Consider the following 17,403-nt stretch of genomic DNA (forward strand, 5'->3'; position numbering starts at 1 on the left):
GAAATTTATTATAACGCATCCAAAATGGTGCGCATTTTATTATTAGTTTCTGCGTACTCTTCATCCGCATCAGAATCGGCTACGACGCCACATCCTGCATAGGCATAAAGAACCTTATCCATAATGAGGGCAGATCGAATAGCAACGATGACAATGCCGTCCCCCATGTCTTTCATAAAGCCAAAAGGTGCTGCATACATGCCGCGCTCATGAGTTTCGTACTTTTGTAACAATGTCAACGCCTTTTCTCGCGGTTCACCACCGAGAGCCGGTGTAGGATGGAGCAACTTTGCCCATTCCACGAGGGATTTTGTGCTATCCTTTGCAGTAATAATGGTGCGCAAATGATAGAGATGCGCCAGCTCCATGATACCCGTTTCACCTATTATAACCTCCGGAGTAATAGATTTCATGATATCCACAATACGGTCACGGACGATATTATGTTCAAAGAGATTTTTCTTATCCGTTAACAGTTGTTCCTTAGTCCACGCATTTGGTCCATGTTTAGGCGCTGTCCCCGCCAAGGCATAGCTGAGAATTTCACTACCTCGATGGCGAACTAGAATCTCTGGCGATGCACCCACAAAGGTGCGTCCATCCTTTTCGTAACCAAAGATAAAGCAATTTGGATTATTATCTACTAAATTTGCTAAAATACTTGCCACATTATATGATGTTTCGCTAGTGAACTGTACCTCTCGAGAAGAAACGACCTTCGTCATTTCACCGCTACTAATACCATCAGCGATAGCGTTCATCAAACTATCCCAAACCGCCTTATCATCACTGGTTTCCTTGTAGTTATGGCGAACTCGAGGCACCTCGAAATCCGTAATAGGGACGCTTTCACCAGCGTACAAGTAGAAAGACTCCCCATTTTCTACGATGTAGTAATGGGTGAAAGCAATCATTTCATGACCCATGCCAGCCCATTTAGGGTCCTTAGAGTTCTCAAAAAAAGTATCTCCATAAAACACGTAAGCGTAATTATGGCGATCTTCATCATCTTTGACCGTCGCCAAACGTTTAGCTCCTACAACGATGCGGTCACTTTGACGATCCACCCAAAATACGCGTTCTTCGTTTGGAAAATTCAGCCAAAAGGCTACCGGACTATTCAGTTCTAACGGTTCTTTATTATATATCATAGTTGTATATCGCTATTAAGAAATAAAATAGACTATAGTAAAAACACCTAACGTGTAGAAGATTTACTTCTACACGTCAGGCGTCATCAATAAGTTTCCAAATTTTTGAGATGAGCCTAACGCCATCACACGTCGATGGGCCCTCTTTATATCTAATTTATTATATCATAGGTAACAGTTAAAAGGTAGAAAAGAAAACCTCTACACCGCATGCGTCGTGCATGAATGTAGAGGTTTTCTTTATATTCAAAATGTTGTTACTTTATTTAAAAGCCTTAGCCCCAATATCTGTACGATATTGCATGCCTTCAAAGTCGATATGCTCTATACGTCCATAGGCTCTATCAAGTGCCGTTCTAAGGTCTTTGCCAAGTCCGACAACACCGAGCACACGACCGCCATTAGTGACATAATTTTCACCAACAAGCTTTGTACCAGAGTGGAATACAATGGTTGTGTCATATTGTTTAATATCCCCACTGATGACATCGCCCTTTGATGAAGTTTCAGGATAACCCTTAGAAGCAAGGATAACGCAGGCCGCCGAGGAGTCTTTCCATTTCACCATATCAGCTGTTAATGTGCCCGTAGCACAGGCCATCATGATTTGACCTAAATCACTATCTAGTAGAGGCAATACAACTTGCGTTTCAGGGTCTCCAAATCGTGCATTGAACTCTACCACCTTAGGACCTTCGTCAGTAATCATAAGCCCAGCGTAGAGGCAGCCCACATATGGCATACCTTCCTTTTCCATAGCCGCTACCATAGGCTCCAAGATAGTTTTCATCGCTTCGTCCCGCAATGCATCCGTAAGAACTGGTGCCGGTGCATAAGTCCCCATGCCACCAGTATTAGCCCCTTTATCCCCATCAAAGATGCGTTTATGATCTTGAGAGGCAATCATGGGAACAACGGTCTTGCCATCTACAAAGGCTAATAAACTAGCCTCTTCACCTTCCATAAACTCTTCAATAACAACGGTGCTGCCTGCATCTCCGAATCGATTACCGCTGAGCATATCTTCCACAGCTGCATTCGCTTCGTCGACGGTCATAGCTACTACAACACCCTTCCCTGCCGCCAAACCGTCAGCTTTAACAACGATAGGAGCTCCTGTTTGAGCGATAAAAGTTTTCGCTTCATCTACCTTGTGGAATACACCATACGCAGCAGTTGGAATGTTGTATTTTTTCATGAGATTCTTGGCAAACACCTTTGAGCCCTCTAATTGAGCGGCGGCTTTAGATGGACCAAAAACAGGAATACCCACCTTATTGAGTACATCTGCTAAACCTGCTACCAAAGGAGCCTCAGGCCCAACAACAACTAAATCAACTTGATTATCTTTCAAAAAGCTAATTAAATGATCGCTTTGTTGCCAATCGATGCCAACTAGCTCTGCACAATCTGACATAGCCGCGCTACCAGGAATAGCATATACCTTTGTTACGCTAGGGCTGATGGACAATCGCCACGCCAATGCATGTTCACGGCCGCCGCTACCGATTACACATACTTTCATAAGTCCTCCATCGGCGCCTAAACGCCATCAAATTCATAATAATATAAACACATAACGGGCTTACTCCAAACATCAATAATTGTTGACCATACAATAGATATTTTACCCTGATAGTGTTTAACAATCCGCTAAAAGTTCTTAACCAATTAATGCTTAAAGTGACGAATATTTGTAAATACCATGGCAATGCCCGCTTCGTCAGCCGCTTTGATAGATTCTTCATCGCGAATAGAGCCACCTGGTTGAATAATAGCTGCAATGCCATGTTTTGCCGCTGTTTCTACGGTATCGCCAAAGGGGAAGAATGCATCGGATGCCAAAACAGCACCTTTTGCGGCTTCCCCGGCTTGTTCAAGGGCAATTTTTGCAGAGCCTACGCGATTCATTTGACCGGCCCCAACTCCAAGGGTACGCTTTTCATTAGAAATCAAAATAGCATTGGACTTTACATGTTTTACGAGTTTCCATGCAAATTCAAGGGCTTTCCATTGTTCCTCTGTCGGTTGTACCTTCGTAACAACTTTATAATTGGCGCGGTCTTCTACGAGATCGTCTTCTGTTTGCACTAATAAACCACCAGACACCTTTTTCACTGTCACTTGGCCAGATTCCGGCTTAGATAGCTCGATGAGGCGAATATTTTTCTTTGCTTCAAGGATTTCTAATGCTTCTTTTGTGAAAGCAGGTGCCATAATAACTTCTAAGAAAATTTTGCTCATTTCCTCCGCTGTACTTACATCTACTTCACGATTTAAGGCTACGATGCCACCAAAGGCAGATACGGAATCAGCTTCGTACGCATTTACATAGGCATCATGTAATGTAGATGCAGTAGCGGCACCACATGGGTTCGTATGCTTAATTATACATGCAGCTGGATTAGTAAACTCCCATACCATATTCCATGCCGCTTCCATGTCTACAATATTGTTATAGGAAAGCTCTTTGCCATGTAGTTGTTTCAAAGCCCCCATGCCATGAGCTGTACCAATTTCTTTGTAGAACGCTGCTTGTTGATGCGGATTTTCGCCATATCTAAGATTTGTTACCTTTTCATAAGCGCTCAAATACTCAGGAGGTGTAGGACCTTCATGCAAGATTCCACTCATATAATTAGCGATAGCCACATCGTAAGCCGCTGTATGAGCAAAGGCTTCTTTAGCAAGACCAAAGCGATATTCCTTAGTCAATTTTCCTTGGTCTTTGAGCATCTCCAAGATTTCATCGTAATGATTTGGATTTACTACGATACCTACGTACGCATGATTTTTTGCTGCAGAACGAACCATTGTTGGCCCACCGATATCGATATTTTCAATAGCTTCCTCCAAGGATACATTTGGTTTTGCAATGGTTTCACGGAATGGATAAAGATTGACCACCACAAGATCAATTGGCTCAATACCATGATCAGCCATAGCTTGTTTATGTTCCGTATTATCGCGAATAGCTAAAATACCTCCATGTACCTTTGGATGCAACGTTTTTACGCGGCCATCCATCATTTCTGGAAAACCCGTTAAAGACTCAACAGCCTTTGCAGAAATGCCTGCATCGGTAATCGCTTTAAGGGTACCACCTGTAGAATAAATGGTTACACCTAAATTAGCTAAACCTTTTGCAAAGTCTACAATACCCGTTTTATCAGAAACACTTAGTAGTGCATTTTTAATCATGTAACCTCTCCATTTGCTTTCGCATATCAATCTTTTATGTAAACCGTACGACCTTTTATAGTGAGCTTATCCTCACAAAATAGTCGTAACGCCTCTTTATATGTTTTATGTTCTATAGGTAATAATCTATCACTCAGGGTATCCTCTGTATCCTCCGGTAATAAAGGAACCGTATTCTGCATAATGATAGGCCCCGTATCCATTCCGGCATCAACAAAGTGTACCGTACAACCGGTTACCTTTACGCCCGCATCAATAGCTTGTTGATGTCCATGTAGTCCCGGAAAGGATGGCAACAAGGCAGGATGGATATTTAAAATTCTATGCTCATAGTGCTCAATCAATGGAGCCCCTACAATGCGCATATATCCAGCCAAAACGATACCATCTACCTTATAGGGCTCTAACGCATCTAACTGGGCTTGTTCAAAGCTAGCTTTAGAATCATAGTCGCTACGCTCGATGACAATGAGTGGAATATTCCAAGGTTTAGAACGTTCAACAATCCCTGCATCACCGTGATCTGTAATGATAACTACAAACTCACCATTAATATATCCTTCTTGCATGGCTTTATAAAGGGCTTCCCCATTGGAGCCTCTACCACTTGCAAATAGAGCTAGACGCTTTTTAGCTACGGAACTAGTCATTAAATACCGCCCCTTTTACAACAACTGGACCTTCACCGCTAACGATATGACCAATTTCATATACCGCTTCATTACGACTTTCAAGATTTGCCTTTACTCGATCCACATCCGCAGCATCCACTATAAGAATCATGCCGATACCCATGTTAAAAGTACGGTACATTTCATGCCAATCTACATTGCCCCATTCTTGTATTTGTTCGAATACAGGAAGGCGAGGCCATGTGTCACAATCGACCTCTGCCGTTACTCCCGTCGGTAAGACGCGAGGAATATTTTCATAGAAGCCCCCTCCCGTAATATGAACCATACCTTTAATTAGATTTTCTTTAATCAAAGGCAAAACAGCCTTAGGGTATAAGCGCGTTGGTGTTAATAATTCTTCTCCCAGTGTTTTGCCGAATTCAGGAATATTTTGATCAATGGAGAAACCTTTATGATCGAATACAATTTTACGAACTAAAGAGAAGCCGTTGGAATGTACTCCAGAAGATGGCAAGCCCAAAATCACATCACCAGCTTTAATACTTTTACCAGTAATCAATTTAGGACGATCTACGATACCAACGGCAAAACCAGCTACATCATAATCCTCATCATCGTAGAAGCCTGCCATCTCAGCAGTTTCACCGCCTAGTAAAGCGCAGCCTGATTCTTCGCACGCCTCAGCTACACCACGTACGATATCCGCCACTTTTACAGGCTCTAGTTTGCCAACCGCAATATAATCAAGGAAGAATAAAGGTGTAGCACCTTGTACGAGGATATCATTAACACTCATAGCTACACAGTCTTGACCGATAGTATCATGTTTATCCATCATAATAGCGAGACGTAATTTGGTGCCCACCCCATCTGTACCAGATACGAGCATAGGATCAGACATAGCATGACCAGCTAAGGAATAGAGTCCCCCAAAACCACCTAAATCACCAACAACACCCGGTATATACGTGCGTTTAACAGATTCTTTCATCAGTTCTACGGCGCGATTACCTGCATCGATATCAACACCTGCATCACGATAGGTTAAACTAGTTTTATTCGAGCACATATTTGACCCCTTCCTCTTGGTCCGCAGGAACCGCTACACTATAATCACCATTGAAACATGCAAAACATAAATCATCTGGCTTTACATCAGATACAGCACGACATAGGCCTTCACGAGACAAGTAATGTAATTTATCAGCCTTGATAAAATCTTTAATTTCATCCACTGTATGAGTAGCTGCTATAAGTTCTTTACGCACCGATGTATCAATGCCATAGTGACAGGAATACTCAATAGTTGGAGAACTAATACACATATAAATCTCTTTAGCACCAGCCTCTTTTAGCATTTTTACAATGATACCACTCGTAGTACCGCGCACAATAGAATCATCAATAAGGACGATACGCTTACCTCCAACAATATGTGGCAATGCATTTAGCTTCATACGAACAGCTAATTCTCGTTCCTCTTGATTTGGTTTAATAAAGGTACGACCGCTATAACGGTTCTTAACTAAACCTTCTGCAAAAGGGATACCCGATGCACGAGCATAACCTAATGCAGCTGTTGTACCGGAATCCGGAATGGACATTACGATGTCCGCATCATACTTAGTTTCGTTATATAGTTCGCGGCCCATATTTAGCCGAGATTGATATACGGATTGACCATCGATATGACTATCGCCACGTGCAAAATAAATGTATTCAAAGACGCAAAGTTTTTTATCGATTTTTTCTGGTTCCGCATAGATTGTACTACGCACACCAGAGTCATCGATGATAACCATTTCACCAGGATCTATATGACGAATAAACTCTGCCTTAATCGCATCAAAAGCACAGCTTTCACTAGAGAGCACATAACCATTTTCAGTTTTACCTAAACAAAGTGGTCTAAATCCTTGAGGGTCTCGTACACCTACTAAAGAGTCGTTCGTAGTAATGACTAAAGAGAACGCCCCTTCAATTTGACGCGCCGCATCGGCAATCCGTTCCGCTTGTGTTTCTGCTTTAGAACGGGCTATCAAGTTTACGATAACCTCAGAATCCATCGTCGTTTGAAAGATGGAACCATCGGCTTCAAGACGTTTTCGAATAGATAAGGCATTCGTTAAGTTTCCATTGTGAGCCACCGCAATTTGACCGCCTTGGTAGTGAATAACCAAAGGCTGGATATTACGCGGATTATTGGAACCGGTCGTAGAGTACCGCACATGACCAGTCCCCATATAGCTTGGCAAAGATGGTAATTCTTTGATAGCCTCGGTCAACAAGCCCATGCCTTTTTTCAGTTCTACATCATGACCATCGGTAACAGCAATGCCCGCACTTTCTTGACCACGATGTTGGAGAGCAAATAGCCCCCAATATACATAGCGTGCTACATCAACGGTCCTATCATAGATGCCGAACACACCACACTCTTCGTGCCATTTATCAAAAACAGAATCGTAGTTCATCTTCCCCCCTATTAGGCACGCTCACCTGTAAGACGGAATAACATTTCCTTATATGCTTCTTCAATATTACCAAGATCTCGACGGAAACGGTCTTTGTCGAGTTTTTCACCAGTTGTAGCATCCCAGAAACGGCATGTATCAGGAGAAATTTCATCACCCAATAAAACTTCACCATTATGGGTACCAAATTCTACCTTGAAATCTACAAGGGTCACATTTTTAGTAGCCAAAAATTTCTTCAATATATCATTTACCTTTAAAGTAATTGTAGAAATTACATCAAGTTGTTCTTGAGTAGCCCAACCAAGTGCTGTGATTTGGGATTCATTGGCAAATGGATCGCCTAGTTCATCGTTTTTATAGCAGAATTCAAGAATTGGATGTTTAAGTGGTGTACCTTCTTCAATGCCAAAGCGTTTAGCCATAGAGCCAGCCGCAATATTACGAACGATAACTTCAAGAGGAACTATTTTCAATGTAAGTACTGTTTGGTTGCGATCATCTTCACGACGAACGAAATGAGTTGGTACGCCTTCTTTTTTCAACAATTCAAAGAAGAAAGAGGAAATTTTGTTATTCAACACGCCTTTACCAAGGATGGTGTCATGTTTTTCACCATTAAATGCAGTGGCATCATCTTTGTAATGAACGATGTACTCATCTTTGTTATCTGTTGCATATACTTGTTTTGCTTTGCCTTCGTACAATAATGTTAATTTTTCCAAATCGATGTTAGCCATGATCTTTCTCCTTTATCATAAATTAATGATACAAACTATGTAATAGATATCTAAATAAACTGTTTTTCTTAACCAATATTTAATCGCCGATGATTTATATGATTAAATATGAATAGCACCTTGTAATTCTGCATTGTCTGCTAAGACTTTTTCAGCCATATCTTTACGATATTGTTGATATTGTTCTTTCAGGTCTTTATTGAAAGCTGCTCCAATTTGTACTGCAAAGAGCGCTGCATTTTTAGCACCATCTACAGCCATAGTTGCTACAGGCATGCCAGATGGCATTTGTACAATAGCAAGTAGAGAATCAATACCTTTTAATGCGGTTGCATTAAGTGGGATGCCGATAACAGGTAGTGTAGTGAAGCTCGCCACCACACCAGGTAGGTGAGCCGCTGCGCCTGCACCAGCAATAAAAGCAATAGCCCCTTCATCTTCAAGTCGTGTAACAAAATTCTTTACAGCCTCTGGGGTACGATGAGCTGAGGCAATAACCATTTCATAGGGAATGTTAAATTCATCAAGTACGGCAGATGCTTTTTTCATTGTGTCTAGGTCAGACTTGCTGCCCATGATAATACCGACCTTCATAGATCCTCCTAATAAAAAAGCCCAGCCGAAACAGACTGGGACAAATGCGCACAAGTAGCCTCCGTAGACTTGCTTTGAATTTGTTGATTTGCATAGTTCACGGCGCTACCTCCTTCTTGTACTCAAATTGTAACACCTAACATTTACAAAATCAATACTATTTTCGAATATTTTTTTATTAAATATTTTTATCATTCGTTATATTCCGAACTATCACAAAAAGGTAGATTGCATCATATAAATTAAGCTTAAATAAATCTGCAAAATAGAATACTATCTTTGCAATCTTATAACAGCATAAATTTATTCTATCAATCATAATATTTGTATGGTTTTACTTATCCATATAAAAAAGCGGATAACCCGGTTAAAAACAGGTTATCCGCTTTTCATAATTCCGAACATTAGACCACTTAACTTGTATCTATTATTGATTAGTGAGTACCACTTTCAAAGGCAGCTCTCAATTCACCTACAGATTCAGGAATATAATCTACAATAGAAGACATCAACGCATACATCAATGCCGGCTCGAACGCATCATCACCACACATATATACACAATCCAAGTATAAACTAGAATCTTGTTCATCAATATATAGTTTGTAATTTTTATACGTCGCATTATCCCGATTGATCAAGGCATTCAAAGCGTTCATATTTTGTGCCGTTACCTTTTCAGGGCCCAACACTAAACGAATCACGCTATAAATACTGTTATCGAGAATGACAAACAAAGGCATATCCCATAATGGGGATTTGATATAAGAACGATATACTACTGTACCGTCTTCATCATCAAAATCCTTGCGTTCAAAAGATATGATTTCTTCTTCTTTCAAGAACTTATCAAATAATAAGGATTTAGGATTCATAACAACCTCTATTAAGCTAAACCAGCTACTTTAAGAATATCTTTATGTACAGCATCTAAATGCGGTTGAATTACTTCGAGCAAAAGATTTACTACTACGGTAGGATCAAATTGTTCATTTAAACATGGCATAGACACATCCATATAAATATTATTGTCTTCAACGCTCACATAATATTTTGACACTTTATAATCTTGATTTAACGTGTTAAGCTCTTTCAACACGGCAGGAATCACTTTTTCATCAATAGATGTTGTTGTGATAGCAATGCGTGCATAAGTGAACGCGGAGTCGTCTACAACGATGAACACAGGTAGGCTATGATCATGAACATCCAAACGACCATGATATACAACTGTATTAAGATCGTCTGTCATTTCTTCCTTAGTAAACCAAGTGTTACCGCCTTTGTTAAGATCAGCAACGAGTAAGTCGAATTTTTCTGCTTTTTTATTCATAATTCCCTCAAACAATAATCAGACTAATTAGTCTTCGATAAACACACAACCATTATCTTTGAATTCTTTAATGCGAACTAAAGACTCTACACGGTAGCCCGCATTTTCGAGGCGTTCACGACCAGGTTGGAAGGATTTCTCGATAGCAATCGCCATTCCTACCACTTCATCACCTGCGTCTTGAACCAATTTAGCAAGGCCCATAGCAGCCTCGCCAGATGCCAAGAAGTCATCAATAATCAACACTTTTTCACCAGCTGGCAAGAATTTTTTAGAAATAGTGATATCATAATTCTCTTCTTTTGTATAAGAGTACACAACACTATGATATACATCATCTACCATAAGGATGGATTTTTTCTTACGCGCAAATACCAATGGCACGTCTAGTTCAAGCGCGGCCATCAACGCCAACGCAATACCAGATGCTTCGATGGTAACAATACGTTGTACACCTGCATCACGGTAACGATCCGCGATTTCTTTACCAATTGCCTTAAACAATTGTGGATCGATTTGATGGTTTAAGAAACCATCTACTTTTAGCACCCGATTATTGAGGACAATCCCTTCTTCACGAATGCGTTCTTTTAATAATTCCATGTGCTCATACCTCCGCATAACTATCTTTAAATTTTAACGTAAACAACCCCTTAGGGTCAACCTATATCTAGTAAAAGTCTTATAATACAACCCATAAATATCATTGCCAATATGACTTAAATATTTCGTATATGAATTATATAACTCAACTGCTTTATAAGAATATAATATAGCACGGCAAAACTTACACTAATATATAAAAAGACACACTCTAAGAAAGTTTCCTAAAGTATGTCTTTAAACATGCCTTTTTCTTATAAAATTTTATCTCGAGTACTTTCACGATTAACTAGCAAGGAAGTAAATCTCGCAGCCCCTTCAGATTGAGGAACCAAGCGTGAGCGCACAAGCACAATGTCCCGTGTTGGTACCGGAATATCTGTATCGATGCGCACAATCGTCCCTTCTTGCATTTTTTGTTGCACCACATGATTAGGCAACATGGAAATACCCATATTGATTTCTACAAGGTCTAGTAATACATCGACGCTACCTAATTCAAAGCGAGGCTTACGACAAGCGCCATGAGTCACATCGTCAAAGAATGTACGACTAGCAGAGCCTTTATGCAAGAGCAAAATAGGCTCGTTAAGAAGGCGCCCTTGATCAAAGAATCCCGCCCCTTTATAGTCAGGACCGCCAACAAAGACGTCTTGAATTGTAGCTAGCGTAGTTACCTCTAACTGAGGATTATCTCTCAATCCCTCATAATCATTAACCACGGCTAATTGCGCCTCTTTATTGAGTACCAATTCTACACAATCAGGAGACGGACGATTGATAATATGTAAGCCGATTTCACTTTCTTGTAATTGCCATTTATGGAAATAAGGCAATAAGAAATGGCGACACAAAGTATCTGTGGCAGCCAAATTTAAACTTTCATAAGCTTGGCTAACACGTTCTTGTAATTGGGTAACTCCATTATCAAGAATGGAGAAAGCTTTAGCTACCGTATCAAACAACTCTTTGCCTTCTGGCGTGAACCCTACAGATTTTGTAGTACGCACGAAGAGGGGCATATTAAGTTCCCCTTCTAATTGTTTAATACTTTGACTAATGGCGGATTGGGACACGCCTAATTCTTTTGCGGCACGGGAAAAAGATAAATATAAGCCTACCCCTAAAAAGGTTCTATATAAATCTGCAGATACTGCCATTTTATTCACCTCTGTTATATACTAATAGTAACGTCTTACTTTTAAATATACATATCATTACTCTATTATAAGTATAGACTCTCAATATATAATGAATATGTAGAAATCTTCATGAAAGTTAGGTCTTATGACCTTCATGAACCTTTCATATTTATTAGTACTTCTAATCTTTTTATTAGTAAGATTATCTTTACTTATAAGTCTAGACCGACTATACTTAATTTGTCAATATCCCATAGGGAATTATATACATTACAGGAGGCTACAATGGCTATACAACGATTATTCGTAACAAAACGAGAATCTTTCAACCAAGAAGCACAACGCATGTTACATACCTTACAACAGGAATTATCTATTCCTGCTACAAGTGTAACTATCTATGAACGATACGACATCGAACATTTAGATGCAAAAGATTTAGAGTCTGCAAAAAATCTAATTTTCTCTGAACCTCCTGTAGATACAGTATTAGAAGAAGTCCCAAGTGTTCAAGGCTTTATATTTGCTGTTGAATATGTGCCAGGTCAATACGATCAACGTGCTGACAGTGCAGAGCAATGTATTTCTATGCTCACCCTTACATCCGGCCACATCGTACGTTGCGCTCGCGTATACGCTATCGAAGGCACCTTTACAAAAGAACAAGAAAATACTATCAAGGCCTACTACATTAACCCTGTTGATTCACGCGAAGCGAGCCTTGATGTACCAAATACATTAGCTCTCGATTTAGAAGATCCAAAGCCAGTGGCAACAATCGATGGCTTTACTACAATGAGCGATACTGATTTAGAAGCGCTCATCAAAAAATACGGCCTTGCTATGACATTAGCAGACCTTCAAATGATTAGACAACAATACGCAGAGGTAGAACACCGCGATCCTACAATTACAGAAATTCGCCTCTTCGATACATATTGGTCTGACCACTGCCGTCACACTACCTTTATGACGGAATTGACGGATATCACTATTGAAGACAGTCGCTTCACAGGCTCTATAAAGGAAGCCCTCGAAGAATATATGGAAGGCCGTACCGAGCTCTACAAGACTAAGAAAAAAGCTCGCTCCCTCATGGACATGGCTACATTAGCTGTAAAAGAATTACGCCACGCTGGCGGCCTAACAAATCTCGATGAATCCGATGAAATCAATGCATGTACCATCATCGTACCTATCGATGTAAACGGCAAAACCGAAGAATGGTTGTTATTGTTTAAAAACGAAACCCATAACCACCCTACCGAAATCGAACCATTTGGTGGCGCAGCTACCTGTTTAGGTGGCTGTATTCGCGACCCATTGAGTGGCCGCGCTTACGTATACCAAGCTATGCGCATCACAGGCTCTGGCGATCCACATACAAGTCTTGAAGATACATTAGAAGGAAAACTACCACAAAAGAAAATCACCCAAGAAGCGGCTCGAGGCTATTCCTCTTATGGCAACCAAATTGGCCTTGCTACAGGCGAAGTAAAAGAATATTACCATCCTGCCTACGTAGCGAAACGCATGGAAATTGGTGCTGTTATCGGTGCCGCACCTCGCAACCAAGTTCGCCGCGAAGAGCCGACTACCGGTGATGTTGTAGTATTACTGGGCGGTAAAACTGGTCGTGATGGCTGTGGCGGCGCTACAGGTTCCTCTAAAGAACATACTGTTGATTCTCTATCCTCATGCGGTGCAGAGGTTCAAAAAGGCAACGCCCTCACAGAACGAAAAATTCAACGTTTATTCCGTCGTGGCGAAGTAACGACACTTATCAAACGTTGTAATGACTTCGGTGCAGGCGGTGTATCTGTCGCCATCGGTGAATTAACTGACGGTTTATCAATCAATCTTGACTTAGTTCCTAAAAAATACGCTGGCCTCGACGGTACAGAGTTAGCCATTTCTGAATCACAAGAGCGCATGGCCTGTGTCATCGCCGCTTCTGATGTAGAAGCGTTCAAAGCATACTGCGACGAAGAAAACTTGGAATGCACAGTTGTAGCTAAGGTAACTGATACAAATCGCCTTGTTATGAACTGGAATGGCAAAACAATTGTAGATATTAGCCGCGACTTTTTAAATACAAATGGTGCTAGCCAACAACAAGAAGCTATCGTAAAAGCTCCTGCAGATCGCTCCTACTTCTTACGCGGTTCTGCTAATGCAGATAACTTCAAAGAAAAATGGCTCGCAGCTGTATCCGATTTAAATGCAGCCTCCCAACAAGGCTTAGCAGAACGCTTTGACAGCACTGTGGGTGCTAATACGGTGCTCATGCCATTCGGTGGTAAGTTCCAAAAAACACCTACCCAAGGCATGGTGGCTAAATTACCTGTTCTAAACGGTGAAACTACAACAGCTAGTATCATGACTCATGGCTTTGTACCCGAGTTATCTGCATGGAGCCCTTATCATGGTGCACAATATGCAGTGCTTTTATCTGTAGCAAAATTAGTAGCTCTTAGCGGTCGCCGTGAAGATGCATACTTAACATTACAAGAATATTTCGAACGCCTCAACTCTAAAGAATCTTGGGGTAAACCAGTAGCTGCACTTCTCGGTGCTTATAAGGCACAAAAAGAACTTGAAATCGGCGCTATCGGCGGCAAGGACTCTATGAGCGGTACATTTATGGATCTTACCGTTCCGCCTACACTCGTATCCTTTGCGGTTGGTACAGCTCATGTAGATAATATTGTGAGCCAAGACCTTAAAGGCGTAGATCACCGTCTCGTATTCTTCGATGTACCTCGTACATACGATGACACCCCTGATTGGGATCGATTCAAAGAAAACTGCGATACACTACAAGAACAAATTGAAAAAGGTCGCGTTTACTCTGCCTATGTAGTTGATCAATGCGGCATTCCTGAAGCAGTCACTAAAATGGCCCTTGGCAACAATATTGGTGTTAAATTCGATAAATACGCTGAACGTGGTATCTTCCAACCAGCCCTTGGTTCCTTCATCGTTGAAGTAGATATTACGGCTGTTAATTATCTTTTAGAGTTACCTGATGTGAAAGTTATCGGTGTAACCCAAGCCACACCTGTTATCGAATGGGAGGGACAATCTGTTTCTCTCAAAGAAATACAAGCTGCTTATGAAGCACCTCTAAACGATATCTTCCCTATGCATGCACCAAACGGCTTTGGTGAAGCAGTCGCTTATATTCATGATCAACACGCTAAACCTCGCAGCGCCTCCCTAGGTGCCAAACCAAAAGTTCTTATTCCAGTATTCCCTGGCACAAACTGCGAATTTGACTCTGCTCGCGCCTTCGAACGGGCTGGTGCAGAAACAGATATCGTGCTTATCCGCAACCAAACTCCAGAACAATTAAAAGAATCTATCGACGTAATCAAAGCTAAATTAGCAGAGTCTCAAATTCTTATGTTCCCAGGAGGTTTCAGTGCTGGTGATGAGCCAGATGGTTCTGGTAAATTCATAGCCACCCTCTTCCGCAACCCATACCTTGCAGAAGGTTTAGAAAACCTCTTGTACAAACAAGATGGTCTTGTATTAGGTATTTGTAACGGCTTCCAAGCGCTCATCAAGTTAGGCTTATTACCTGGTGGACATATTGAAACGTTAACTGCAGATCATCCTACATTGACATACAATACCATTGGTCGTCACTTATCTCGCATGGTTAATACGAAAGTTATTTCCACTAAATCTCCTTGGATGAGCGATGCCAAGGCAGGTGAAATTTACACGGTACCAATTTCCCACGGCGAAGGTCGCTTTATAGCTTCTCCTCAACAAGTGTTGGAGTTCAATAAAACTGGCCAAATCGCTACACAATATGTAGACTTTGATGGTATCGCCTCCATGGATAGTCGCTTCAATCCAAATCAATCTGTAGCCGCTATCGAAGGTATTTATAGCCCTGATGGTCGCGTATTCGGCAAAATGGCACACTCCGAACGCTGTGGTGCAGGCATTAGCAAAAATATTCCTGGACAACTAGAAATGCCAATTTTTACATCTGGTGTAAAATACTTCAAATAATTGATTACTATGAACTTTTTTGTGAAAGCCTACTTCTTCAAGTAGGCTTTTTCAATATTGATTTTTTTCGAAAATATTAGTATTATAAATTGATACTATATTTACAAACATGAGTTCTCATGTAAAGCTATACATACCTAGTGTGGGTTAAGAAAGGATTTTATTATGCATTGTGCTCAGAAAATGACTCATAATATCTACTGGATTGGTAGTAATGACTGGACAACAGAACGTTTCGAAAACTTATTTCCTATTCCAAATGGTGTTAGCTATAACAGCTATTTCATCGACGATGAAAAGACTTGTGTCGTAGACTCTGTAGATGCTGAAATTCGTGAAGAGTACTTCGACAACTTGACTCACCTCTTAAATGGTCGTGAACTCGATTACATCGTCGTAAACCATATGGAACCTGATCATTGCCAAACATTATTGGAAACATTGGAACGTTATCCAAATTGTAAAATGGTAGGTAATGCTACAACATTCCGCATGTTTGAGCAATTCTATAATACTCCAAAACCAGAACAATACCATCAAATTAAAGAAGGCGATGAAATCTGTTTAGGTAAACATACATTGGTTTCTTACACTATGCCTATGGTTCACTGGCCTGAAGTAACTTGTACATACGAAAAATCTACAGGCACATTGTTCTCTGCAGATGCTTTTGGTACATTCGGTACAGTTAATGGTAATATCTTTGCTGACCAAACCGATTTCGTAGCTACATACGAAGAAGAAGCCCGTCGTTACTATACAAATATTGTTGGTAAATACGGACCTCAAGTACAAAATGCGCTTCGTAAAATTTCTAATCTTGATATCAAACGCATTGCTCCACTTCATGGTCCAATCTGGCGCACCCCTGAATCTATCCAATATATCACGCACAAATACTTACATTGGTCCAGCTATACTGCTGAGAAAAAAGGTGTTGTTATCGCTTTTGGTTCCATGTACGGCAATACTCGTGCTATTGCTCAACAATTAGCTAAACAACTATCCAAACGTGGCGTTACAGATATCAAAATTTACGATGTTTCCAAAACTAATGCTTCTTACATCATCTCCGATGCTTGGAAATATACGAACTTGGTAACTATCGCACCTACATATAACTTGAATCTATACCTTACTATGGAAAACTTTATCCATGAATTAAAAGCCCTTAACTTCCAAAACCATAAAGTATCCATCATCGGTAACCACTCTTGGGCTTCCGCTGCGATGAAAACAATGGTTTCCCATTTCGAAAATGATTTCAAAGACATTGAAATCGTTTCCGAACCACTAGATATCAAATCCTCTTTGAAAGAAGAAGATCTTCCATTAATTGAAAAAATGGCAGACGATATCAAAGCGTCCATTGAAGCTGCTGAAATTAAAGACGTATTCTAATACAAGAGCCGCCTATTTAGGCGGCTTTTCTTTTTATATACCACATTTTATACGCCTAAAACCAAGCTATGATTTTTGGTTTATATCCATTTATTGAGATCAA

The 17,403-nt window shown here is 40.6% G+C and carries 14 protein-coding genes; 2 read left to right on the forward strand and 12 right to left on the reverse strand.

All coding sequences use genetic code 11. From position 1 onward, the window contains the following. Nucleotides 1-8 precede the first annotated feature (8 nt). The 12 genes from E7A03_RS03750 to E7A03_RS03805 all read right to left on the reverse strand — a co-directional run bounded on the left by E7A03_RS03750 (nt 9) and on the right by E7A03_RS03805 (nt 11,891). A complete protein-coding gene (locus tag E7A03_RS03750) occupies nt 9-1,151 on the reverse strand; it encodes an isochorismate synthase (RefSeq protein ID WP_021147776.1) in 1,143 nt (380 codons plus the stop codon). Between the two features lie 262 nt (nt 1,152-1,413). Beyond that, the gene (gene purD / locus E7A03_RS03755) at nt 1,414-2,676 is read right to left on the reverse strand and encodes a phosphoribosylamine--glycine ligase (RefSeq protein ID WP_278618501.1); all 1,263 of its coding nucleotides are present in this window, start codon (nt 2,674-2,676) and stop codon (nt 1,414-1,416) included. A gap of 146 nt (nt 2,677-2,822) precedes the next feature. After that, nucleotides 2,823-4,352 (reverse strand): bifunctional phosphoribosylaminoimidazolecarboxamide formyltransferase/IMP cyclohydrolase, encoded by a 1,530-nt coding sequence (purH, locus tag E7A03_RS03760; protein WP_287501496.1) that lies wholly within the window; start codon nt 4,350-4,352, stop codon nt 2,823-2,825. 26 nt (nt 4,353-4,378) lie between these two features. Continuing rightward, nucleotides 4,379-5,002 (reverse strand): phosphoribosylglycinamide formyltransferase, encoded by a 624-nt coding sequence (gene purN / locus E7A03_RS03765; RefSeq protein WP_287501497.1) that lies wholly within the window; start codon nt 5,000-5,002, stop codon nt 4,379-4,381. Further along, nucleotides 4,995-6,056, reverse strand: coding sequence for a phosphoribosylformylglycinamidine cyclo-ligase (gene purM, locus E7A03_RS03770; protein ID WP_316059489.1), 1,062 nt, complete (start codon nt 6,054-6,056; stop codon nt 4,995-4,997). Before purM ends, purN begins: the two co-directional genes overlap by 8 nt. Further along, on the reverse strand, nt 6,043-7,461 hold the full coding sequence (gene purF / locus E7A03_RS03775; protein ID WP_077708109.1) for an amidophosphoribosyltransferase: 1,419 nt from the start codon (nt 7,459-7,461) through the stop codon (nt 6,043-6,045). Before purF ends, purM begins: the two co-directional genes overlap by 14 nt. An 11-nt stretch (nt 7,462-7,472) precedes the next feature. Continuing rightward, nucleotides 7,473-8,201: a phosphoribosylaminoimidazolesuccinocarboxamide synthase gene (purC, locus tag E7A03_RS03780; protein WP_008715457.1), complete on the reverse strand. Its 729-nt coding sequence runs from the start codon at nt 8,199-8,201 to the stop codon at nt 7,473-7,475. A gap of 102 nt (nt 8,202-8,303) precedes the next feature. Then, complete coding sequence (gene purE, locus E7A03_RS03785) at nt 8,304-8,795, reverse strand: 5-(carboxyamino)imidazole ribonucleotide mutase (RefSeq protein ID WP_008715455.1); 492 nt, start codon at nt 8,793-8,795, stop codon at nt 8,304-8,306. Nucleotides 8,796-9,229: 434 nt separating this feature from the next. Further along, entirely contained in the window at nt 9,230-9,670 is a 441-nt protein-coding gene (locus E7A03_RS03790; RefSeq protein ID WP_287501826.1) for a hypothetical protein, read from the reverse strand. An 11-nt stretch (nt 9,671-9,681) separates the two neighbouring features. After that, complete coding sequence (locus E7A03_RS03795; RefSeq protein WP_012863927.1) at nt 9,682-10,128, reverse strand: hypothetical protein; 447 nt, start codon at nt 10,126-10,128, stop codon at nt 9,682-9,684. Nucleotides 10,129-10,155: 27 nt separating this feature from the next. Next, nucleotides 10,156-10,731 (reverse strand): xanthine phosphoribosyltransferase, encoded by a 576-nt coding sequence (locus tag E7A03_RS03800; protein ID WP_004693737.1) that lies wholly within the window; start codon nt 10,729-10,731, stop codon nt 10,156-10,158. 254 nt (nt 10,732-10,985) lie between these two features. Next, a complete protein-coding gene (locus E7A03_RS03805; RefSeq protein ID WP_012863926.1) occupies nt 10,986-11,891 on the reverse strand; it encodes a LysR family transcriptional regulator in 906 nt (301 codons plus the stop codon). Nucleotides 11,892-12,158: 267 nt separating this feature from the next. Here E7A03_RS03805 and E7A03_RS03810 point away from each other — a divergent pair, with 267 nt between their 5' ends. Both E7A03_RS03810 and E7A03_RS03815 read left to right on the forward strand, forming a co-directional pair. Further along, entirely contained in the window at nt 12,159-15,899 is a 3,741-nt protein-coding gene (locus E7A03_RS03810; RefSeq protein WP_316059488.1) for a phosphoribosylformylglycinamidine synthase, read from the forward strand. A 165-nt stretch (nt 15,900-16,064) separates the two neighbouring features. After that, nucleotides 16,065-17,300 carry an FprA family A-type flavoprotein gene (locus tag E7A03_RS03815; RefSeq protein ID WP_156697149.1) on the forward strand — a complete coding sequence of 412 codons (1,236 nt, stop codon included), beginning with the start codon at nt 16,065-16,067 and terminating at the stop codon, nt 17,298-17,300. The last annotated feature ends 103 nt before the right edge of the window (nt 17,301-17,403 follow it).

The sequence above is a fragment of the Veillonella parvula genome (assembly GCF_032472435.1).
Classification (GTDB): domain Bacteria; phylum Bacillota; class Negativicutes; order Veillonellales; family Veillonellaceae; genus Veillonella; species Veillonella parvula_N.